This window comes from Parabacteroides caecihominis, from assembly GCF_023656785.1.
Classification (GTDB): domain Bacteria; phylum Bacteroidota; class Bacteroidia; order Bacteroidales; family Tannerellaceae; genus Parabacteroides; species Parabacteroides segnis.
The window spans coordinates 33,159-56,089 of the sequence record NZ_JAMOKS010000031.1 but is presented as its reverse complement, the minus strand read 5'-3'; the positions used below and the strand labels follow the sequence as shown (position 1 = coordinate 56,089).

Genomic DNA, 22,931 nt, shown 5'->3' with positions numbered 1-22,931 from the left:
TAACCTGCGACGGGCGAACAAGTGGTAGTATTAATACTAAAGTAATAAAATAAAGTTCATCTGTCAGTATCCCTGCGAAGAGAGAAGCCAGATAAAAAAATATCCCCCGATGGAAATTCCGTCGGGGGATATCATTATTTAATGATGAGGTTACTTATTTAATCTCAATGTTTCTCTGTAATTTGGCCGTTTCTACAGGCGCTTTTTTAGGAATATCTACGGTCAATACGCCATGTTCTACTTTAGCGCTGATCTTTTCTTTGTCAACATCATCCGGCAATATCATTGTCTGCTGGAATTTAGAATATGAAAATTCGCGGCGTAGATAACGTCCGTTATGCTTTTCGTCTTTATTCTCGTTTTTCTTTTCCATTGAAACAACCAGGCAGTTGTCATCGTCAATACGGACATTGAAATCTTCCTTAGTCATTCCCGGGGCAGCCAATTCAATCTTATAATCTTTTTCGCTTTCAATTACATTGATAGCAGGTGCTGTTGAATTAGCTTTTTCCATCCAGTCGTTATCGAAGAAATCATTGAAGATACTCGGTAACCAATTTTGATTTTTTCTGATCGGCATCATAATTAAATCTCCTATTTTTAAGTTACACATTCAATAATTTACTGAACTCCGGGCTCTTTCCGAACCCTTCGTTCAGCTATCAATAAGCAAACTTTGTGCCAGTTGGATTTAATGCCTAATTCTGTCTTTTTGTCATTTATTTAAGCTGTATTTGACAGAATTGGTGACATATTGTAGTGATAATCCTTGAATAGCTATTAATTTGTTGCCCCTTTCTTGACTTTGTCGGTGATATGTTCGACACGGTCACCGATATATTCGGCTTCGTTAACGCCTTTATCGACTACGTCTTTGATTTTCTTTTTTGCTCTGTCGGCCAGCTCGCTCATGTCGTCGTGGATACATTTGAATTTACCGTCGTCTTCCATTTTGCGAAGCACATAGCCGATAGCGATACCGGCAGCAATACCAATCAATACATTTTTCATAATTGCTTAATTTTTAAATGATTCTTTTTGTTTAATGTCTCTTTGTTTATGAAACAGTGTGTCAGGCTGTATTGTTCAGGCTTTAAAAGTGAAAAAGATATATGAAATTGTAAAGTAACATTCCCCTGTCTCTTTCCGCTGAAAGGGGAGGGGAATGCTAAAGTTAGGAAGAAGGTTTGGTTGTTTTCTTAGTGTTTTTCAAAATAAGGAATAAAGTGTGTTTCATTTCGATAGCAAAAGTAGGGGGACGGCATTACAGAATTACTACATATGCTATACAGTTTTATTAAATAAAACCGGATTAATTGACTCCCGATATTGTTTGCTAATCGAAATACTGTATTTTTGCAGAAGAACAATTAAAAATCAAAAAACAGAAAGATGGCACAATACAAGAGAATTCTCCTGAAGTTAAGCGGCGAATCGCTGATGGGAGGTAAACAATATGGTATCGACGAAGTTCGTTTGAATGAGTATGCAGCACAGATCAAGGAGATTGCAGAGATGGGTGTCCAAATCGGCATTGTCATAGGCGGAGGTAATATCTTCCGTGGCCTGAGTGGGGCGTCCAAAGGGTTCGACCGGGTGAAAGGTGATCAGATGGGGATGCTGGCAACGGTAATCAATAGTTTGGCCTTGAGTTCTGCGCTGGTTGCACAGGGAGTAAAGGCAAAGGTGTTGACTGCTATCCGGATGGAGCCGATCGGTGAGTTTTATAATAAATGGCGTGCTATCGAATTGTTGGAACAGGGTAATGTGGTGATTATGTCCGGCGGGACAGGCAATCCGTTCTTTACAACCGATACAGGTTCTTCTTTAAGAGGTATCGAGATTGAAGCCGATGTGATGCTGAAAGGTACACGTGTGGATGGCATCTATACGGCCGATCCGGAAAAAGACCCGACTGCGACTAAGTTCTCAGATATTACTTATGATGAAATATACACTCGTGGCCTGAAAGTGATGGACCTGACAGCGACCACCATGTGTAAAGAAAACAATCTGCCTATCATTGTCTTTGATATGGATACCAACGGGAATCTGAAGAAGGTGATGAGCGGCGAGAATATTGGGACGTTGGTGCATAATTAGAAAAATGTGAAATACTTCCTATCCATATTATTCCTTTTATGCCTGTTGCTTGCCGGTTGCGACCGTGCCGATAGGGAAAAGAAATATGTGATAGGAATTTCCCAATGTATGCTGGATGATGCCTGGCGGCAGCAAATGATTCGGGAGGTGGGGATTGAGGCATCCAATTATGATAGTATTAAAGTTGTTATTAAGGATGCCGATAATGATAATGACCGACAAATCGAACAGATACGCGAACTGATTGCACAAAAGGTGGATGTCCTGATTATTTCACCCTTCGAGTCTGCGCCGATAACAGATGTGGCCGAAGAAGCATTCCGTGCAGGCATCCCAACGATTATCACTGACCGTAAAGTAAACACGAACCAATATACCACCTTTGTCGGAGCGAATAATTATGATCTGGGTTTTGCTGCCGGAACATATGCCGCCAAACATTTACCCCCTCATGCTACTATTCTTGAAATTTGGGGAATGATGGGTTCTTCTCCCGCCCAGGAACGTCACAACGGTTTTCGGGATGCCTTGCAGCAACGGACGGATTTAACCTTTCGCCCCGTGGAAGGCGACTGGCGGTATGATGTCGCAGCCAAGCGCTTGAAAGAGATAGACTTTTCACAACCCATCGACTTTGTATATGCTCATAACGATATGATGGCTATTGCCGCCCGTGAACATTTTCTGGCAATAGACCCGGTGCGCGGTAAGGAATTACATATTATAGGGATGGATGCCGTGGCCAATGCCGGACTGGAAGCGGTGGCGGATGGACGGATTAATGTCTCTTTCCTATATCCGACGGGCGGTGAACAGGTGATACGGACCGCCATGCAGTTGCTTAGAGGGGAGAAGGTGGATAAATATATTCCCTTGTTGAGCGGTTTGGTTGATAAATCGGCTGCCCAGACCCTGTTGCTTCAATCTGAACGGTTGAGCAATTATCAACAGCGTATCGAGACACAGCGGAGCCGTATGGATGAACTGCTGAACCGTTTTAATTTTCTCCGGGATTCATTGAGTGTTATCACGCTTTTGATGATTGGCTTCATTTCTTTGTCGGTCTATGTATTTTATATTAACCGTAAGATACGGCTTAAAAACCGCGAACTGCGTGAGATTAATAAGAAAGAGGAAGAACAACGCCGTAAACTGATATCCCTGAATGCGGAGATAGAAGAGGTGACAGCCTCCAAACTCCAGTTCTTTACAAATATATCCCATGAAGTACGTACCCCGTTAACACTGATATTGGGGCCGTTGGACAGGTTGCTTAACTTATTGCACGACTCCCCCTACCTTTCAGACCTGGAGTTGATTCATAAGAATGCGGGGCGTTTACTCCGCGTCATCAACCAACTATTGGATTTCCGGAAGGTGGAGAATAAGCAGGAGAAACTGAAGATACGTGAGACGGAAATCGTTTCGTTCAGCAGTGAGGTGAAGTCATATTTCAATAGTATGGCGAAGGTGCGCAATATTACCTATACTTTTGCCTCGGACATGAAGAACTGCCGTATCTGGATTGATGCGGATATGATTGAGAAGGTGTTGGTGAATTTGTTATCCAATGCATTTAAGTTTACGGCCGAAGGGGGAAAGATTGGGGTAGCGCTGGAAGAGTCGGACGAATGGGTGACGATACATGTCGAAGACAATGGCTCGGGTATCCAACCGGAGAATTTGCCTTATCTCTTCAACCGTTTCTATTCGGAGAACAGCCGGGTGGGGACAGGTATCGGTTTGCATCTGGTCCATGAATATGTGAAGATGCATAATGGAGAGGTAACAGTGGAAAGTGTCCCCGGACAGCGAACCGTTTTCTCCGTTTGCCTTCGGAAAGATAAGACGCAGCTGAACGGCGAATATATCACGGAATTGCCCGTTTCCCATTTGGCGTATGATGCTTCGAACCTGGATGATTCCGAAGAGAAAACGTTGCTGGCACAGAAATATCCTTATTCTGTTTTGGTCGTTGAAGACGATGATGAGGTCCGTGCATTCCTGGAAAAGGAATTATCGGAGAACTTTCGCGTACTTACTGCTGCCAATGGAAAGGTTGCTTTGAATCTTCTTCAGGAGGAAAATGAAATATCGCTTGTCTTATCCGATGTGATGATGCCGGAAATGAATGGCTTCGAACTTTGCCGCAGTATAAAAACGGATATCGCCATCAGCCATATTCCCGTTATCCTGTTGACAGCCTTGTCGGATGAACGTCAGCGTATGTATGGCATATCGGGCGGGGCGGACGGTTATATCCAGAAGCCTTTCCATGTGAACTTTGTAAAACTCCGTATGATCCGTATCCTCGATGAACAAAAAAAGTTGCGCGAAGCATTGCTGAAAAAGCTGCAAAGCAGTAATATGCTGATGGCGCAACCGGAGAAGGTGGAGAATATGGATGATCTGTTTCTTCGCCGGTTCCTGACACAGATTGAAGAGATATATACCGATTCTGAATTTAATGTGGAGAAGTTGAGTGATACGCTCGGTTTGTCGCGCGGCCATCTCCACCGTAAGATAAAAGACCTGACCGGAACCAGCCCGGTCGATTTTCTCCGTAACTACCGTTTAAAGAAGGCTGCCGTTCTTCTGAAACAAAAGCAATACAATATCAACGAGATTGCTTACCAGACAGGTTTTTCGTCTCCCGCCTATTTTGCCAAATGCTTTAAGACCGTTTATAACCAAACCCCGAAAGAGTATCAGAATACATCAGAATAGGCAACATTTTGTGAGTGCCGGTCACAAGAGGCTGTGAGGACGTCTCAAAGCCTGCTTCAACGCCTCCTCAAAGCCTGCTTCAACAGTCCCTCAAAGCCTGCTTCAACGAGCTCTCAAAGGAGGCTTTGAGGAGGCCTCAAAAAAACAACTTCTTTTTCCTATCACATTTGTCGCATTTATCTGACGGATATTATACTATTGGAATGAATTTCAGGGTATGTGACGAATGTGACAGGATTGGCTCGTTTTGTTATATCCGATTGTTTTCAGTGCCTCTACATTTGCTTCCGAAAACTTGTTAGCAAGAACAACATTAAAACATTCTATATGAAAACAGTTGCCATGATTACCATGAAGAAGTCTTTCCTTTTATTAGTTGCCGGCTGTACTTTGTCAGCCGCAACATATGCACAGGAAGCGGTAAAAGATACCGTTCAGGTGAATAAGGAAAAATCAAATGAAACGAACAGCCGCAATGTGATGCTGAATGCCTCCAGTGCGAATGGTCCCCGCGAGATATCCATCGGACTGCCCGGTGGGGATGTCAATGTCCTCGAAAATGGTTTGCCTGTCGTCTACAGTTCCAATCCTCATAATGTAAATACCCATTGGCGCGGTGACGGCAGCTTGGGGCATGTCGGATTATTGAAGATTTCGGAAACGGCTATTACAACCGGTACTGTTGGATATGCGGTAAACTCTCATACGCAACTCGGGACGGAAAAATTCCGGGGTAAACTGAATTATAATACGAATCATTTCGGCAAGCAGCAAATCGACTTGAATATCAGTGGTAATGCCGGAAAAGGTTGGTTTTACAGCGGAAGTATTTATCAGGATTTCGACCCGGGAACTTTCAAGCTGCGTTTTGCTTCCAATCAGGACCGTACCCAGATTTATAAAGCAGCCATCACCAAACGCTATAATCAGGACCGCGGTGAACTATCGGTTATTTATCATTACAGCAACAGCCGCTGGCCCTCGAATGCCGCGACCAATGCCCCTTTTATGTATGTGGGCGACGGAAGTGTGAGGGAGATTCCCGGTTTTAAACTGGGCACAAGTTCTTACCTGCCGACAACGGGCGAGATGGTTTATATGGATATGCGTTCCGGTGAATTGAAGAAGACCAACCTCTATGATGCCTCCCTGAATAAAGGCAACCAGATTAGCCTGCATCATGCTTATAAATGGGACAACGGACTGAAATGGATTGTGAATGCCAAATACGACCATGCTCTCGGCTCTTATGTCTATCAGACGCCGATGTCGCTGGAAAAGAAGACTTCGGTAGACGGCTACTCCCTGAAAGACCTGGAAGGCAATCTGACTCCTTATGAAGGCTATGTGCAAAGCCGCATGTCTTGTCTGAATCGCGGTAATATAGATGAAACCTTCCTGACTTCCGAACTGTCGCACGAATATAAAAACGGAACCTGGCGTATCGGGTTGAACCAGTGGCATTATAAGATTGATTATGCCTCCAATACCACCATGTACGACCATACAGTGGAAGAATATCCGAGCCGGCTGATGAAAGAAGGTTATACTGATGGCATTTACTACGACTTCAACAAGAATGCTTCCGAATATTACAAAGGATATGAAAATAAACTGGCCCTTTATTTTACCCACGATTGGGATATCAACGACAAAATCAATGTCTACTATGGTGCCCGTTTCGAATATCAGAAGATGCACGGTCAGAATGCAGCGGTCTATCTGAGGAATGACAGCGTATTGGGCCGTTTCCCTAACTATCATTTGGGTGCGGCTTATAATAAGAACGGACAGACCGGAACCGTCGCTCCGCAGGATTTCGATTATAACTGGTTCAATCAGGTCTATACGTTTGCCCTGACTTACAAGCTGACCGGGCAGTTCGGTTTTACAGGCGATTTCACTTATAATACGCAGCATCCTGCCATCTCCAGTTTTGCCCCGTCCGAATTGCCGAATGTGGAGAAAGTATCCATTCCATTGGGACGTGCCGGTATCTATTATAATAATAACTGGTTGAGCCTGACGTCTTTGTTTTCTTATATCGGAAAGACGAACAACAACTCTACCCTGAACTTGATTAATCCGAACAACTCGAAAGATATCAACGCTGCCCCACTCAGCTACGATATTAAAACTATCGGTTGGACGACCGACCTGATTGCCAAGTTGTTCAGAGGCTTCGACCTGCACTTCCTGTTTACTTACCAGAATCCGACTTATAAGAAATATGAAACAGGCGTGAATTTCTCGGACGGCAGCTACGCCGGTATCAATGCAACCGGCAACATCGTGACGGAAATACCGAAAGTCCTGCTGGAGATTGATCCGAGTTACACCTATAAAGACTTCCGGGTTTGGTTGAGCGCCCGTTATTTCAGCAAGACGTATGCCAATATCAACAATGCCTATTATTTTAATGGCCGTTGGGAAACATTCGGAGGCGTTAATTATAAGGTAAATAAGTATCTTAGCCTGGGAGCGACAGTCGTGAATATCCTGAACCAGACCGGAGCACGCGGCAGCATTTCGGGAGCCGAACTGGATAAGAAGGAGGATGCCTCCAAGCATAACGGGCAGTGGATGGCCGGCAGCTATATCCGTCCCTTCACCGTAGAATTTAGTGCAAACATTACATTTTAACAATTAATCTATTATCATATGAAAGCAACGATTTTAAATAACAGTAAGAATTTCCTGATGGGTTGTGCCGTATCAGTAAGCCTGGCCGCTTGCCAGTCCGCTTCTAAAGAAGGATTTACATTGGAACAGCAGGGCGATACACTAACGCTTGTCCATATTACGAATCCGGGCAAATACCTCTTGTTGCCGGTGGAAGAACATACCGGTGAAGGGCAGGTGTGTCTTGTGACGGGGAATCCGGCGGATACGGATATGGATATCCGTCTGGCTAAAAAGGAAACGGATTATTTCGTCCCTTTCGAACTGCCTGCCGGAGCAAAAGAGGTGGTTGTCCGTATCCGCAAAACGCCGAAGGATGCCGTGTGTTGGAAAGAGATGAAACTCTCCGACACGTTCGATACGGCCAACCGTGATAAATACCGTCCTCTTTACCACCATACCCCGTTGTATGGCTGGATGAATGATGCGAACGGACTGGTTTATAAGGATGGCGAATATCATCTTTACTTTCAGTATAATCCTTACGGTTCGGTATGGGGAAATATGCATTGGGGGCATTCCGTAAGCCGTGACCTGGTTCATTGGGAACATCTTCCGGTTGCTTTGGCCCGTGATACGATGGGGCATATCTTTTCCGGCAGTTCCGTTGTGGACAAGGATAATACGGCCGGTTACGGTGCCGGTTCGATTGTCTCCTTCTATACTTCCGCCAGCGATAAGAACGGACAGATACAATGTATGGCTCACAGTAGCGATAACGGGCGTACGTTTACCAAATATGAAAAGAACCCTGTCCTTACCCCGTTCGACGGCCTAAAAGATTTCCGTGATCCGAAAGTGTTCTGGTATGCTCCGGAAGAGAAGTGGGTGATGATTGTGTCTGCGGATAAGGAAATGCGGTTTTATTCTTCCAGGGATTTAAAAGACTGGACGTATATGAGTGCTTTCGGTGACGGGTACGGTGTGCAGCCGAGTCAGTTCGAATGCCCGGATATGGTGCAACTGCCGGTAAACGGAGATGTGAATATCAAGAAATGGGCGCTGATTGTCAATATCAATCCGGGCTGTTTGTTCGGAGGGTCGGCTACGCAGTATTTTATCGGGGATTTCGACGGAACAAAGTTTGTCTGCGATACGAAACCGGAAGTAGTCAAATGGATGGACTGGGGAAAAGACCATTATGCGACAGTCTGCTTTTCCAATACCGGCGACCGTGTCATTGCCGTGCCCTGGATGAGCAATTGGCAGTACGCGAATATTATTCCTACGCAGCAGTACCGTAGTGCTAATGCTTTGCCTCGCGAATTGACCATGTATTCCGAAGGGAAAGAGGTGTATGTGGCTGTGAATCCGGTCAGGGAACTGGAATCGCTCCGGAAAGAGACACGTGAGATTCCTGCTTTTACGGTTGAGGCGAATAAAGCTGTCAGCATAGATACGCTGTTTGCCGGAAATGATGGCGCATTCGAGATAAATATGAATGTAGCAACCGGTGAATCGAGTATCGCAGGCTTTCAGCTGGTGAACGGGAAAGGTGAGTATGTGGATATTTATCTGGACCTGAATGCGAAGAAGCTGGTTATGGACAGGGTGCATAGCGGTATCGTGGACTTTGGAAAGAATAGTGTTCCGCATGAAAAGGAAGCACACGATAACCGTATCGCCAACTCCATTAATTATGTGGACGATTTTGCTTTGGCGACCTGGGGACCGTTATCTCCGGCACAGGAACATACGCTCCGGATATTTGTAGATAAATGTTCTGTCGAAGTTTTCCTCGATGGCGGAAAGGTGGCTATGACCAACCTTGTTTTCCCGAACGAACCTTACAACAGTCTGAACTTTTACAGTAAGGACGGCTCCTGCCGGATAAATTCGCTAGTCCTTTACAAATTAGGGCTTTGATAATTGAAAATGATGTTTTTCAGGTGTTAAGTGACATTTGTTATACTTTATGTGCGTTTTGTTATCGTTTATATTATAAGTATCTCATACTTTTGTCAGACAACTTGTGAGTATAATTTAATAGCATGAAGAACAGTATGAATTACGGAAAATTGTTAACTTTATCAGGAATGATGTTGGTTCTCTCCGCCGGTATGAATGCGGAAGATATTACATTGAAGATTACGAAGAGATATTTGAATCTTCCGGTTTCCCATCAGCAGGAACGTGCGGTAATGACATTGGCTGTCGATGGGAAACGGGTCCGGTCCTTTGATATCCGACTGGCTCCGGCGCAACCGGATTACTGGGTGTTTTGCGATGTATCCTCTTTTAAAGGGAAACAGCTGAAAATCTCTTATCCGGGAGAAGTTGCCGGACTGGACAAGATTTATCAGGCAGATGAAATAGCCGGACAAGACAGTCTTTATAAAGAGACAAACCGCCCGCAAATCCATTATACCCAGCGCAGAGGATGGAATAATGACCCGAACGGCCTGATTTATTATGAAGGCGAGTATCATCTTTTCTATCAGCATAATCCTTACGAACGGGATTGGGGCAATATGCACTGGGGGCATGCGGTGAGCAAAGACCTGGTTCATTGGGAAGAATTACCTCTTGCCTTGTTTCCGGATGAACATGGAACGATGTTTTCCGGTTCGGCTGTAATCGACTACAACAATACTGCCGGATTTAACAAGGGAGGAACTCCTGCCATGGTAGCCATCTATACGGCCGACAGTCCGGAAAAGCAAGTCCAGTGCATTGCTTACAGTCTCGATAAGGGAAGGACCTGGACTAAATATGAAGGTAATCCCATTATTGATTCGAAAGCCAAATGGAACAGCCACGATACACGTGACCCGAAAGTCTTCTGGCATGAACCTTCCGGAAAATGGGTGTTGGTGCTGAACGAACGTGACGGCCATTCAATCTATAACTCGGATGATCTAAAAAACTGGACTTACGAGAGCCATATTACCGGATTCTGGGAATGTCCCGAACTGTTCGAACTACCGGTCGACGGGGATGTGAATAATACGAAATGGGTGATGTATGGTGCATCCGGTACTTATATGACGGGGACGTTTGATGGAAAAACATTTGTCCCCGAATCCGGAAAACATTATTATTCTACCGGAACAATCTATGCCGCACAGACTTATAATAACATACCGGCATCGGACGGACGCAGGATACAGATTGGCTGGGGTCGTATCTCCCATCCGGGTATGCCGTTTAACGGGACGATGTTATTGCCTACCGTCCTGTCTTTGCGGACAACCAAAGAGGGAATCCGTCTGTTCAGTGAACCTATAAAGGAGCTCGAAACCTTGCAAACGTTGAAAGGACAGTGGAAAGACCTGACAGCCGGGAAAGCCAATGAGTTAATGCAACCTTACAATCAGGCGGATTGCCTCCGCATTCGGGCTACTTTGAAATTGTCGCATGCGACGAGTGCCGGATTGAGCTTGTACGGACAGAATCTGTTGGATTATGATATGAACTTCAATAGGGTTAACGGCGTTTTTTATTCTCCGGAAGATATGACCAGCATGGAAATCTCTGTCGATATGATTCTGGACAGGACTTCTGTTGAAGTATTCGTAGACGGCGGTGCCTATTCATACTCTATGGAAAGAAGGCCCGACCACGCAAACAAGACGGGATTCAATTTCTGGGGAAATAACATTGAAGTCACGAACCTGGAAGTCTATTCGCTTAGTTCGATTTGGAATAAATAAAATATAAAATCATGGAAAAGAATAAACCTGTAGTAGTCGGTATCGGCGAACTCCTTTGGGATGTCCTGCCAACCGGAAAGCGTGCCGGAGGTGCCCCGATCAACTTTGTATATCACGCCACACAAATGGGAGCTGAGGGATATGCCATCAGCGCAGTAGGAAATGATTTGTCGGGAACGGAAATCGTTCAGGAATTGGAAAAGAATCATATCTCCAACAGCTTGGGAACAGTAGAATATCCGACCGGAAGTGTGATGGTGGAACTGAAGGACGGTATTCCGACCTACACAATCATTGAAGGCGTTGCCTGGGACCATATTCCTCTAACTCTGGGATCTATCGACCTGGTAAAGAGGGCGGATGCCATTTGTTATGGCACATTGGCTTTGCGTTCGCAGGCATCGAAAGAAACGATTCTGTCTTTATTGTCGTATGCACGTGAAGATGCTTTACGCTTTTTCGATATCAATATCCGGCAATCGTATTACTCCAAGGAACTGATTGGAACGTTGTTGCATAAAGCGAATGTCTTTAAGGTGAATGACGAGGAACTGGTATTGCTTCGCAGCATGTGTGATTTGGAAGGTACGGACGAGGAAGTGTGCCGTAAGATGTTGAGGAAATATAACCTCAGATATGTGGTTCTGACAGCCGGAAGCGCTTTCAGTTCGATTTATTCGCCGGATGAGCAGTCCACCATCCCGACTCCTAAAGTACAGGTTGCCGATACGGTAGGAGCAGGCGATTCCTTTTCCGGGGCGTTTGTCTATTCCATATTAACAGGGAAATCCCTGCGTGAAGCCCATCAGCTTGCTGTCGAAACGGCCGCTTTTGTTTGTACACAGGAAGGGGCATGGCCTCCTTATCCGAATAAAGAATAATCATGAAAGAAAAAGGTTTATATATAAAGTTGATCCCGGTCATGCTGGCGTTCTTCGCTATGGGATTTGTGGATCTGGTGGGAATTGCTTCCAACTATGTGAAGGCCGATTTGAATCTGACAGATTCGGAGGCGAATATCTTTCCGTCACTTGTATTCTTCTGGTTTCTGATTTTCTCTGTTCCAACCGGAATGCTGATGAACCGGATCGGACGGAAGAAGACCGTATTACTTAGTCTGATCGTTACATTCTTCTCTTTGCTGCTCCCAATCTTTGGCGATGGTTATATGCTGATGCTTATTTCCTTTTCTCTGCTGGGTATCGGTAATGCTTTGATGCAGACGTCTTTGAATCCGTTGCTTTCAAATATCATCAGTGGGGATAAGTTGGCCAGCAGTCTGACTTTCGGACAGTTTGTAAAGGCTATCGCTTCTTTCCTGGCTCCTTATATCGCGATGTGGGGCGCAACGGCTGTGATTCCTTCTTTCGGCCTGGGCTGGCGGGTGCTTTTCCCGGTTTATATGGTTGTTGCAGTTATTACAATCCTTTTGTTGGGAGCAACGCAGATAGAAGAAGAGAAGCCGGAAGGGAAACCTTCGACATTCGGAGAATGCTTTGCCTTGTTGGGTAAACCTTTTATTTTGTTGTGTTTTATCGGTATCATGTGCCATGTCGGTATTGATGTCGGAACGAATACAACGGCTCCGAAAATCCTGATGGAGCGTTTGGGAATGGGATTACATGATGCATCGTTTGCCACCAGTCTTTATTTTATCTTCCGTACGGCTGGTTGTTTTCTGGGTGCTTTTATCCTGAGTCGCATGTCGGCCAAGATATTCTTTGGCATTAGCGTTGCAATGATGGCGCTGGCAATGGTCGGATTGTCTTTGTTCCACAGCAAAGAAATCATATATATATGTATAGGGTTGATTGGATTCGGAAATTCGAACGTGTTCTCGATTATCTTTTCGCAGGCAATCCAGTCCATGCCCCAGCGTAAGAACGAGATATCCGGACTGATGATTATGGGGCTGTTCGGAGGTACTGTCTTTCCCCTTTTCATGGGCTTCCTGTCGGATGCAATGGTTTCGCAATTGGGGGCGGTGATTGTATTGAGCGTAGGAGTTTTGTATCTGGCATTCCTTTGTCCTAAACTGAAAGTTGCTTGATGATGAATCAGACATCTCATAAAGAAAAAATCAGGCCCGGATTGTACGGTTTGTATGATCCGGGCCTGAACTTAAAACTGTTTAACCGTTTTATTCCCAACTTATAGACAGAGCATTGTAACCTTTGGTCTCATCACTATTATAGTTGTAATGATATAAACGTCCTTTCTTTGTTTTTAGGTTCAGATACGTATAACTTGCACCTAAATAAAGATAGAAAGAATTGATGGAAATATCCGAGCCGGTCGGGAAACACGGAATAGGTATCTTTTCTGTATCGTTATTATAGAAATACCAGGCTGTAGCACTTGACTGATAGCCGCCCACCGGTGAAATGACATAAGTAGTCGGGTCTACTGTAAAGACTAGATCCGTCTTTGAATTTAGGTAATTTTCAATCTTATATTTGTCGGTTCCTTCCATTTGCAGAATGTCTTGTTTGAATTCAGGAAAGATTGAACCGAATTTGAATGTTGCATTTTTGATCGCAACCTGCCAACAGGCAACTAATACTGAGCCGATGAATTTATAGGAACCATCCAGTACTGCATAAGGATCGACATATTCATTGCCATCGATTTCGATACGGTAAGAATAAGTTGTCGCTGTTTTTGCATTTGGGAAACTGATTTTTACAGCAGAAACACTTTGCCCTGCCGTAAACTCGACATTTGTGGGAATGGAGAGCACTTCATCCTGACTGATTATTTTAATGGGAACGGAAGCTGCCGATGCTGTTTGTGTACGTCCTACTTCCAATGTTATGGCATATTCTTCTGATGCGTCGATAACTTTGGTTGCTTCATTTGTATTCAGGAAATAAACCTGCATGCAATTCGGAGATGTTTGCGGGCCGGGTTCGTAGGAGTCATCGTCGCTGCATCCTGTAAATGCAAGTCCGATCAGGCCGGTCAGCAGGTATATGATGTTTTTAATCGTTTTCATAAGATTATTCATTTACTGATTTGAAAATAAATAGATTGATTATTCGGACCATAGTTTGATCACCATCGTAGGATCCGGATTATTGATGATACCGATGTTTATCCTTTCTTCTGTTTCCGTGATATAAATATTCAGCCATGGGGCCACATAGCCAAGAATAGAATTGAAACGTTGTGAAGCAACATGATTAGTACCTTTGTATCCGCGAAGTACTTGCATTTTCAGACGTTTGTAATCAAAATAGACAATGCCTTCTCCCCAGAACTCAACACGTTTTTGTATCATGAGTTTATCTAAGAACTCATCTATACCGGCTAACTGTCCGCATTCATAGGAACCGTCCGTATAGCGATATTGATTCATGAATTTTTCCAAAGCAGATACGCCGGCTTCCATACTTTGTGTAAATGCAAGTGCTTCAGCTTCGATGAAATACATTTCTTCGATTCTCATGACCGGTACATCTGTTGCAGCCCCGGTTTTATAAGTATCCATTTCACCGGAACCCGGACGGAATTTAAAACCGGTATATGCCGGAGCCTTTGCCCAGATTTCATCACTCAATAACGTATGATATTTTGCTGTTGGAGCTTTACCGGCATCTTCGGGTGCAATCCAGGTTACTTTCCGCCAGTCGGCATCAGAGATTTGTTCAAAAAGACTTTTGCTGATCATTCTGTAGGTGTCATATTTATAGTTTGCAACACCAAATGTTGTCTCCGGCGAGATATTACCGATAAAGTTCTTGTAGTTTGAGTTTACTGAATTAGTTCCGATAATGATCCCCAGCATCCATGAGTTTTGCGAATCGCTTTTGTTAAAACCGGAAGTTGTATTATGCCATTGATCTTGCGTTAATGGTGAATAGACTCCGGAATTGATGGCCTTGTGTGCATATTCCAGGGCTTTGGCGTAACAACCTTCAGCCGAAGATACGCCCAACGGAGCCAGATCCTGTAGTTCGGAATCGCTTTCATGTGACATTTGTGTGGATAAATCTTCGGGATAGAGACGGAAACGTGTCGCTATTTCCAGCCAGGTACGGGCTTTTAGTCCGTAAACAACATTCAGATCCGGAGTATTTCTGGCTTTACGTGTGAAGTCAGCCAGATATTCTTCTGCTCTATTCAAATCATTCAGGATAAAGCGATACATCTTATAAAAAGGTGCACGGGGATTGTTTTGCGAATTTTCTTCAGTAGTATTTTCGGAAACAATCGGAACGGTCAGACCATAAATCTTCTCGGCAGAGGCTTTGCTATCCAGATTAGATACACCGGTCTGTTTATATTCAAACATGCAGGATAATTCCAGGTAGGCCATTGCCCGATAAGCCAGTGCACTACCCAGATATTGTTTAGCCGCTTCGCTGGCTTCCGCCGGGTCGACGGTTCTGATCGTGCTATGCGCATTATTGATCAATCCGTAATAAAAATACCATATAATTTGTTGATAGGTATAATTTCCCAAATAATTTGTACTGGCCCATGGATTATTAAAATAATCATATCCTGTTTTACTTACGGGGAAATCGTTGCACATCACATCCCGTGAAGTCATAATAGCGGGATAACCGTAATCTGTAGATCCGGCACTTGATGCATTGAGAATATTATAGGCATTCATATGAGCTGCCGTTGCATTTGCCAAGGCTTCCAGTGCGGTAGTCGATTCGGCTACTTGTTCTGTTGATGCCACATCTGTGGGAAATGTCTCTTCGATACAGCTGTTGAATAAAGAAGCTGCTGCGCAAAAGGCGATTGTTGTTAGATATCTTTTTTTCATCTTTACTCTCTTTTTCAAATTAGAACTGAACACTTATACCTCCTGAGATACTCCGGATTGGAGAATAGGATAGCAGGGTTGTACTTCCACTGAAGCTGTTACGAGGATCGAATCCTTTACGTTTTGACCAGTAGAAGAGATTGTCTCCGGCTACATACACACGCAATTTGCTTAAGTATATAGATTTAACCAGTCTGGTAGGAAACGTGTATCCTACATTAATATTTTGCAAAGTGAGCCAACTGGCATTGGTCAGCCAACGATCGGATGCGTTTGATGTATTGGTATCCGCATATTGCCAGCGAGGTATATTAGATGTTGGGTTATCTTCCGACCAGGCGTTTTGTACATCTTTATGAATATTCTTTCCTGTTGATCCGGCAATAGGGGAGCCCATTAAAGAAGCATAAGCTCCATCGTATGATTGTCCTCCGATGGAATAAGTGAACGATACTCCCAAATCAATTCCTTTATAAGAAAAGTTTGTTCCGAAACCACCATACAGGTCGGGAAGAGCATTTTTGCAGAGATGATAATCGGCATCACTGTATGAAGTTGTTTTCTGCTCATTTCCATCTTTGTCGGTATAATACCACATCTGCTGGCCTTCTTCGGATACACCGGCATATTTTTTCAGACGCCAGCTATACATTGGGAGACCTTCTCCATAGAATTGATTACCGCTTACATACCCTTTATAGCCATCAAGTTCAGCTCCTTTTCTGCCTTCTGCCAGATAAGTGATCTTGTTTTTATAATGAGTCAGATTCAAATTGACAGACCAGTTGAGGTCTTTAGTCCGTATAGGGGTGACTGTCAGGTCCAGTTCGACTCCTTTGTTTGTCATATCGCCGATGTTATCGTAATATCCGCTGTATCCCATGGAAAGAGGAGTCCCTAGCCAGCACAGCATATTGGTTGTTTTACGATAGAAATAGTCGACGCTTCCGTTTAAACGTCCCTTGAATAGTTCGAATTCCAGACCTGTGTTGAAGTTACCGTTCGTTTCCCAGGTAATATTCTTGTTTCCTTTTGTTTTGAAAACGAGAGAGATAGATCCATCGGAGTCCTTGATGTCATATGTGTCCGTATATCTGTTGTATCCAATATCGTCATTACCTTGTGATCCGTATGAGGCTTTATATTTCAACATATCGATCCAGTCTTGCTTGAACCAGTCTTCTTTGGTGAGAATCCATGCGCCGCCCACCGACCAGAAATTACCCCAGCGGTTATCCGGATGGAAACGGGAAGATGCATCCCGGCGATAAGAACCGGACAGGAAGTATTTTTCTTTATAATCGTATTGGGCACGTAAAAAATAACCTTCTGTATTATAGTCCTTTGTTTCTGAATCGGTACTATTGAGTGTAATGGCACCTCCTAATTCCTGGTTCCCAAAATAGGAATACATATTTGTTTTACCTCCCCATACGTAAGCATAATTATATTTGTAATTTTCATGTCCGATCAAAGCGGAAATGCTATGATCGCCAAACGTCTTGCTGTAGTTCAATAACTGTTGGAAATTGAATGTGGTAGTACGATAATGATATATATAGACGTATCCGCCTTGTCCGGCATAATAGCCATAGAAAGGTTGGGTAGTATATGTTTTACGTCGTTCATAATCCGAAACGCCCAGGTTCAGCGTGAATTTGAAATCGTTTAAGAATGAAACATCCATAAATCCGCTGGCATTGACAGAATTGCCGTTTGTTTTGTTTGTCTCTAACCTGTCTGTTTGCAATGAGTTCGTGTTGGGGAGTACAGATCGTTCCAGACCTGCGTTATTGCCTTTTCCGTAATCATATACGTTTCCATTTTCATCCTGCATGATATTTCCTTGTGCATCGCGGACATAAACCGGATAAATGGGGGCAATTGTGGTGACATGTCCGAATATGTTGGTAGAGCTCAGATCGGAGGCGTCTCCGCCTGCAATGCCGTTTGTTATATTATGGGTATAGCTGATATTACCTCCGGTTTTTAACCATTTTTTTGCCTGATAAGAGGCTTTCAGACGACCGGAATAACGTTCGTAATCGGAATTATAGACTACCCCTTCATTTTTCAGATAACCTAGTGACAGGTAGAACTGGAGTTTCTCCGTACCTCCGTTTATGTTTAAATTATATTCCTGACGCAGGGAGGAGCGATAGGCTTCATCCAACCAATCATCAGGAGTTAATAAATAATCTTTGCCATTGTAGTTGACAATATTTCCTAACGTGGCGTTCGGATTCAGCCGGCCGTTTTCACCGATCAGATATTGTCCTTCCGGTACGTTAAATACTGAATAACCTAACCCTCCGTTGGCAGACGATTGTGGTATCATTTCATTGGCCTGTTTGTGTGCGTCATAAGCGCTTAGACCTTGTCCGCGCAGATAATAATTATAAAGACCCAGGTAATGTTGTTCATAGTATTGCCCGGGATCGGTAATATAATCGTATGTTCTGGCAGCGTTCGTATTGACGCCCCATTTGGCATCTAAGGAAACAACTGCATCTCCGGCCTTAGCTTTCTTGGTAGTGATCATAATCACGCCGTTCGCACCGCGGGCACCATATAAGGCATTCGAGGCAGCATCTTTCAGTACAGTCAATGATTCGACATCTGCCGGATTGATATTATTCCAACCGCCCTCATAAGGTATTCCGTCGAGAATAACCAAGGGATCTTTGCCTGCATTAATTGAACTTAGGCCACGGATACGAATACTTGGAGTTGCTTCAGGTGCTCCCGTTGCATTTATCATTTGTACACCGGCAACTTTACCATTTAGCGCGTCTACCACATTGGTAACTTGCCGCGTGCCTATATTTTCTGCTTTTACTACACCGGCAGAACCGGTAAATGCTGATTTTTTTTGCTCTCCAAAAGCAACGACAAGTACTTCGCCCATTTGTTGAACATCTGTTTGTAAGGAGATTTTCAAGTTCGGTTTAACTGTAACTTCCGCAGGCAACATTCCCAGAAATGAAATGACCAGAGTCTGTGCAGAACTTGGTACATTTGATAAACTGAACTTTCCGGCTTCGTCGGTGATAGTTCCAATACTTGTACCTTTTATCTGTACTGTAGCACCTTGGATAGGCTCATTGTCTTCCTCAGAGAAAACGATGCCGTTTACTGTGATTTTTTGGGCAAGGGCCAGAGTAATACTAGCTAAAAGGCTTCCTAACAATAAAATAAGTTTTTTTTTCATAATGGATTATTATAGTTTAATATATTCTTCCTTTCTGTGCTTATCAAGGAACTACTAGTGTATATTCTTTCATATGCAAATATAAAAGTTTTTATTATAAAACAAATTTATTTTTATAAAATGATATTGTTTTTCTTGTTTTACTTATTATTTGTCTTTTTCTACCGTATTGGTGTTTCAATATTTTTCGTGGCATAAAAAACATATTGTGTAGCGTGATTGATTGAGGGATATGTATTTTGTGTACCAAGTTCTGCACAGACTAATTCAAATTTTATTTAAATAAAAAGAGTAAAACGCCAATTGTTTTGTAAGTTTGTTCACTACTGTTTGTCTCTTCTTTTTTAGTTATTACTATTCTTAAATATATTCCCTTGTTTGTGAATAACTTATCGCTTATTTTCTTATATTGGACTCTGTACATTTTAGCGGCCGATAATTATCAGCCTTATGGCTTATAATTATGAGCCAAACGGTTGACAATTGTCAGCCAATCGGCCGATGGTTATGAACCATTGATTACTTAGGCAACTAATTTGGATTAGTACCTATAGTAATAGAAAATATATAGGGGAGAAAATATAAAAGATGCCGAATCATTTTATACTTGTTTGCTAGGTTCAAAAACTTTACTACTTTTGTTTATCGAAAAAAACAGAAAACAAAATATCAATCAGTTATGGCAGATATCAAGCAGTATGTAAATGCAGCAGAAGAGAAAATGACGTTCGCAATCGATTATCTTGACGAACAGTTGGCTCATATCCGTGCCGGAAAGGCTAATCCGAAGATCCTTGACGGAGTGAAGGTCCCTTATTACGGAGGTCTTGTTCCTCTGACTAATGTGGCTTCGGTAAATACACCGGATGCAAAAACGATTATCATTACTCCGTGGGAAAAGCCGCTTATCAAAGAGATTGAAAAGGCGATCATGAACTCGGAAGTAGGTATCACTCCTGAAAATAATGGCGAAATAATCCGCTTGGGGATTCCTCCTCTGACAGAAGAACGCCGTCGCATGTTGGCTAAACAATCTAAACAGGAAGCCGAAACGGCAAAAATTAGTGTTCGTAATGCGCGTCGTGATGCGATCGAGGCAATAAAGAAAAGTGTGAAAGCCGACGGAACTCCCGAAGATGTGGCAAAAGATGCGGAAGCGGAAGTTCAGAAGGTGCACGATAAATTTATAAAGAAAGTAGATGACCTCTACGCTGCTAAAGAAAAAGAAATAATGACTGTATAACTTGTAGGGGCGAAACATTTTTCGCCCTTCTTTTTTTATAAGAAAAAAATTAGGAATGAAAGGACTGGTAATAAAGAATACAGGTAGCTGGTATACCGTACGCACCGATGACGGGCGTGATGTGGAAAGTAAGGTAAAAGGAAATTTCCGTTTAAAGGAGATACGCAGCACAAATCCTGTCTCTGTCGGTGACCGGGTTGATATCGATATCAATAATGAAGGTACGGCGTTTATTACCAAGATAGAAGACCGTAAGAACTATATTATCCGGCGGGCTTCCAACTTATCTAAACAGTCGCATATCATTGCGGCCAATCTCGATCAGGCCATGCTGATCGTAACTGTCAATTATCCGATTACTACAACTGTTTTTATCGATCGTTTTCTGGCCACGGCTGAGGCTTATAGTGTGCCGGTAAAGTTGGTTTTCAATAAAATCGACCGTTATAAAGGGGAAGATAAGGAATATCTCGACGCCTTGATTAATTTATACACAACGATCGGTTATCCCTGTTCTACCCTATGTGCTAAAACGGAAGAAGGTCTCGATGCGCTTAAAGCGGAACTGAAAGATAAGATAACTCTTTTATCCGGTCATTCGGGAGTCGGTAAATCAACGATTATCAATAAGTTAGTTCCCGGTGTTAATCTCCGGACCGGTGATATTTCCGAATATCATAATAAAGGGATGCATACGACAACTTTCTCTGAAATGATCCCGCTGCCGGAAGGAGGCTACCTGATTGATACCCCCGGAATCAAAGGTTTTGGTACGATAGAGATGGAGACTGCTGAAATCTCCCACTATTTTCCGGAGATATTCAAATTCTCCGAAGATTGCCGGTTCAATAACTGTAGCCATCGTCATGAACCGGGCTGTGCTGTTTTGCAAGCGCTTGAAGATCACTATATCAGCGAGTCCCGCTATAAGAGTTATCTCAGTATCTTGGAAGATAAAGAAGAAAGCAAATATAGGGAAGAGTATTAAACGGCCGGGAGGCTCATCCCTGTGATTTTGCGGTATAGGTCGAGTGCATAAACATCCGTCATTCCTGAGATATAATCAAGTACACATTGTATTTTGCCATAAGTTGTTGGTGCATTCGTGTCATATTGTTCCGGGATGCGCTGTAACAATAATTTACTGTATGCATGGCTCTGATTCATGACAGCTTCTGTCAGGCTGTCGATCAGGTGGCTGAAAATATGGTAACCGGCCAGTTCTATGTCGAGTACTTCTTTGGCGCGGTAAATCTTTTTGTAAGCCGTTTTTGAACAGGTGGCATAGGCTTGTTTGGCTTGTTCTTCAATCTGTTCAATAAGTGGGGAGTTGTAAGTCCCATCAAGTATCCCGTTTTCATTTTCAAGGAAGACACGTGAACATTCATCCACCAGTAGTCCGATGATGCAGGAGCGTAGATAGGCGATCTGTTCGTTCGTATCGTCTACCATTTTCATGACACGGATGATATGGTCCAGTCGTTCTCCTTCAAAAAAGTTGAGCAATAGTTGAATGGCTTCTTCTGTTGTAAGGATGTGTAGTTTGCAGGCATCTTCTATATCCATGATCTGATAACAGATATCGTCGGCTGCTTCTACCAGATAAACCAGCGGGTAACGGACAAATTTATTCTTGTCTTCCGGATTGTGGTTTATTCCCAATTCGGTCGCTATGCGCATATAAGTCTCTTCTTCCGACTGGAAAAAACCAAACTTCCCTTTTTTACCTGAATGAACCGATGCATAAGGATATTTGACGATAGAGGCCAATGTGCTGTAAGTTAAAGCAAATCCGCCTTTTCTCCGGCCGATAAACTGATGGGTAAGCAGGCGCATGGCATTGGCATTGCCTTCAAAATGAAGAAAGTCTTCCCAACGGCCGCCGGCGGAACGAATTTCATCTTCCAGATAACTGCCGTTCCCTTCCAGGAAGTAAGCGGAAATAGCTCTCTCTCCGGAATGTCCGAATGGCGGGTTGCCCATGTCGTGAGCCAGGCAGGCTGCGGAAACAATGGAACCTATTTCCGGAAAGTTAATACTTCCGTCGGGATATTTTTGCATCAATCCCTTTGCTACATTATTACCTAACGAACGACCTACACAGGAAACTTCCAGGCTATGTGTCAGACGATTGTGGACAAAGATACTGCCCGGCAAAGGGAATACCTGCGTCTTGTTCTGTAATCTGCGGAAGGGGGAGGAGAAGATCAAACGGTCATAATCCCGCTGGAAGTCTGTACGTTCATGTTTACGTTCATGATATTCTTCCATTCCGAAACGTTTACCTGATAATAATTGGGTCCAGTTCATATTGCTATATTAAAAGTCTTATTTACAAAGGTAGATATTTTGAGAGAGAATTGAGGATTTAAGGACTTAAATAAATATTTAAATTGAGTTCTGTCAGAACTCTGTTCGTTAAGGTTAAAATTGTGTGAATTAAAGTATTTGTGTGTTGGTAGACTCTTTCGAATTGTGTTAAAATAAGGGAAAAGATATATTTTATTTGAACAATTTACATATTAGGCGGTT

15 protein-coding genes are annotated in these 22,931 nt (G+C 43.3%); 9 read left to right on the top strand and 6 right to left on the bottom strand.

Annotated elements, in window-relative coordinates; all coding sequences use genetic code 11:
* Positions 1–154: 154 nt before the first annotated feature.
* Both NBH14_RS21550 and NBH14_RS21545 read right to left on the bottom strand, forming a co-directional pair.
* A complete protein-coding gene (locus NBH14_RS21550) occupies positions 155–583 on the bottom strand; it encodes an Hsp20/alpha crystallin family protein (RefSeq protein ID WP_186961083.1) in 429 nt (142 codons plus the stop codon).
* 197 nt (positions 584–780) lie between these two features.
* Positions 781–1,011, bottom strand: coding sequence for a hypothetical protein (locus tag NBH14_RS21545; protein ID WP_009859943.1), 231 nt, complete (start codon positions 1,009–1,011; stop codon positions 781–783).
* Between the two features lie 381 nt (positions 1,012–1,392).
* On the opposite strand from NBH14_RS21545, the gene pyrH reads away from it, so the two are divergent.
* The 7 genes from pyrH (at position 1,393) to NBH14_RS21510 (ending at position 13,215) form a co-directional block, all read left to right on the top strand.
* Positions 1,393–2,103 carry a UMP kinase gene (gene pyrH, locus NBH14_RS21540; protein ID WP_005867363.1) on the top strand — a complete coding sequence of 237 codons (711 nt, stop codon included), beginning with the start codon at positions 1,393–1,395 and terminating at the stop codon, positions 2,101–2,103.
* Between the two features lie 6 nt (positions 2,104–2,109).
* Entirely contained in the window at positions 2,110–4,830 is a 2,721-nt protein-coding gene (locus NBH14_RS21535; protein ID WP_186961084.1) for a substrate-binding domain-containing protein, read from the top strand.
* A 327-nt stretch (positions 4,831–5,157) separates the two neighbouring features.
* Positions 5,158–7,473 carry a TonB-dependent receptor gene (locus NBH14_RS21530; RefSeq protein ID WP_436277987.1) on the top strand — a complete coding sequence of 772 codons (2,316 nt, stop codon included), beginning with the start codon at positions 5,158–5,160 and terminating at the stop codon, positions 7,471–7,473.
* Positions 7,474–7,491: 18 nt separating this feature from the next.
* Positions 7,492–9,378, top strand: a complete 1,887-nt coding sequence (locus tag NBH14_RS21525) for a glycoside hydrolase family 32 protein (protein ID WP_186961085.1) — start codon at positions 7,492–7,494, stop codon at positions 9,376–9,378.
* Between the two features lie 170 nt (positions 9,379–9,548).
* Complete coding sequence (locus NBH14_RS21520) at positions 9,549–11,165, top strand: glycoside hydrolase family 32 protein (protein ID WP_250817752.1); 1,617 nt, start codon at positions 9,549–9,551, stop codon at positions 11,163–11,165.
* An 11-nt stretch (positions 11,166–11,176) separates the two neighbouring features.
* On the top strand, positions 11,177–12,046 hold the full coding sequence (locus NBH14_RS21515; protein ID WP_186961086.1) for a carbohydrate kinase family protein: 870 nt from the start codon (positions 11,177–11,179) through the stop codon (positions 12,044–12,046).
* Positions 12,047–12,048: 2 nt separating this feature from the next.
* A complete protein-coding gene (locus NBH14_RS21510) occupies positions 12,049–13,215 on the top strand; it encodes an MFS transporter (RefSeq protein ID WP_186961087.1) in 1,167 nt (388 codons plus the stop codon).
* 90 nt (positions 13,216–13,305) lie between these two features.
* Here the strand turns inward: NBH14_RS21510 and NBH14_RS21505 are convergent, their stop codons facing one another.
* From NBH14_RS21505 to NBH14_RS21495, 3 genes are read right to left on the bottom strand one after another with little or no spacing between them, the layout of a single operon-like run.
* Complete coding sequence (locus tag NBH14_RS21505; RefSeq protein WP_186961088.1) at positions 13,306–14,160, bottom strand: hypothetical protein; 855 nt, start codon at positions 14,158–14,160, stop codon at positions 13,306–13,308.
* Positions 14,161–14,199: 39 nt separating this feature from the next.
* Positions 14,200–15,945: a RagB/SusD family nutrient uptake outer membrane protein gene (locus NBH14_RS21500; RefSeq protein ID WP_186961089.1), complete on the bottom strand. Its 1,746-nt coding sequence runs from the start codon at positions 15,943–15,945 to the stop codon at positions 14,200–14,202.
* A 19-nt stretch (positions 15,946–15,964) separates the two neighbouring features.
* Complete coding sequence (locus tag NBH14_RS21495) at positions 15,965–19,156, bottom strand: SusC/RagA family TonB-linked outer membrane protein (RefSeq protein WP_186961090.1); 3,192 nt, start codon at positions 19,154–19,156, stop codon at positions 15,965–15,967.
* Positions 19,157–19,835: 679 nt separating this feature from the next.
* Between NBH14_RS21495 and frr the strand changes: the two genes are divergently transcribed.
* Both frr and rsgA read left to right on the top strand, forming a co-directional pair.
* The gene (gene frr / locus NBH14_RS21490) at positions 19,836–20,399 is read left to right on the top strand and encodes a ribosome recycling factor (protein WP_128132998.1); all 564 of its coding nucleotides are present in this window, start codon (positions 19,836–19,838) and stop codon (positions 20,397–20,399) included.
* 55 nt (positions 20,400–20,454) lie between these two features.
* Entirely contained in the window at positions 20,455–21,387 is a 933-nt protein-coding gene (rsgA, locus tag NBH14_RS21485) for a ribosome small subunit-dependent GTPase A (RefSeq protein ID WP_122326873.1), read from the top strand.
* On the opposite strand, the gene dgt is transcribed toward rsgA, so the two are convergent.
* Positions 21,384–22,709 (bottom strand): dGTP triphosphohydrolase, encoded by a 1,326-nt coding sequence (gene dgt, locus NBH14_RS21480; protein ID WP_128132996.1) that lies wholly within the window; start codon positions 22,707–22,709, stop codon positions 21,384–21,386. The genes rsgA and dgt overlap by 4 nt on opposite strands.
* Between the last annotated feature and the right edge of the window lie 222 nt (positions 22,710–22,931).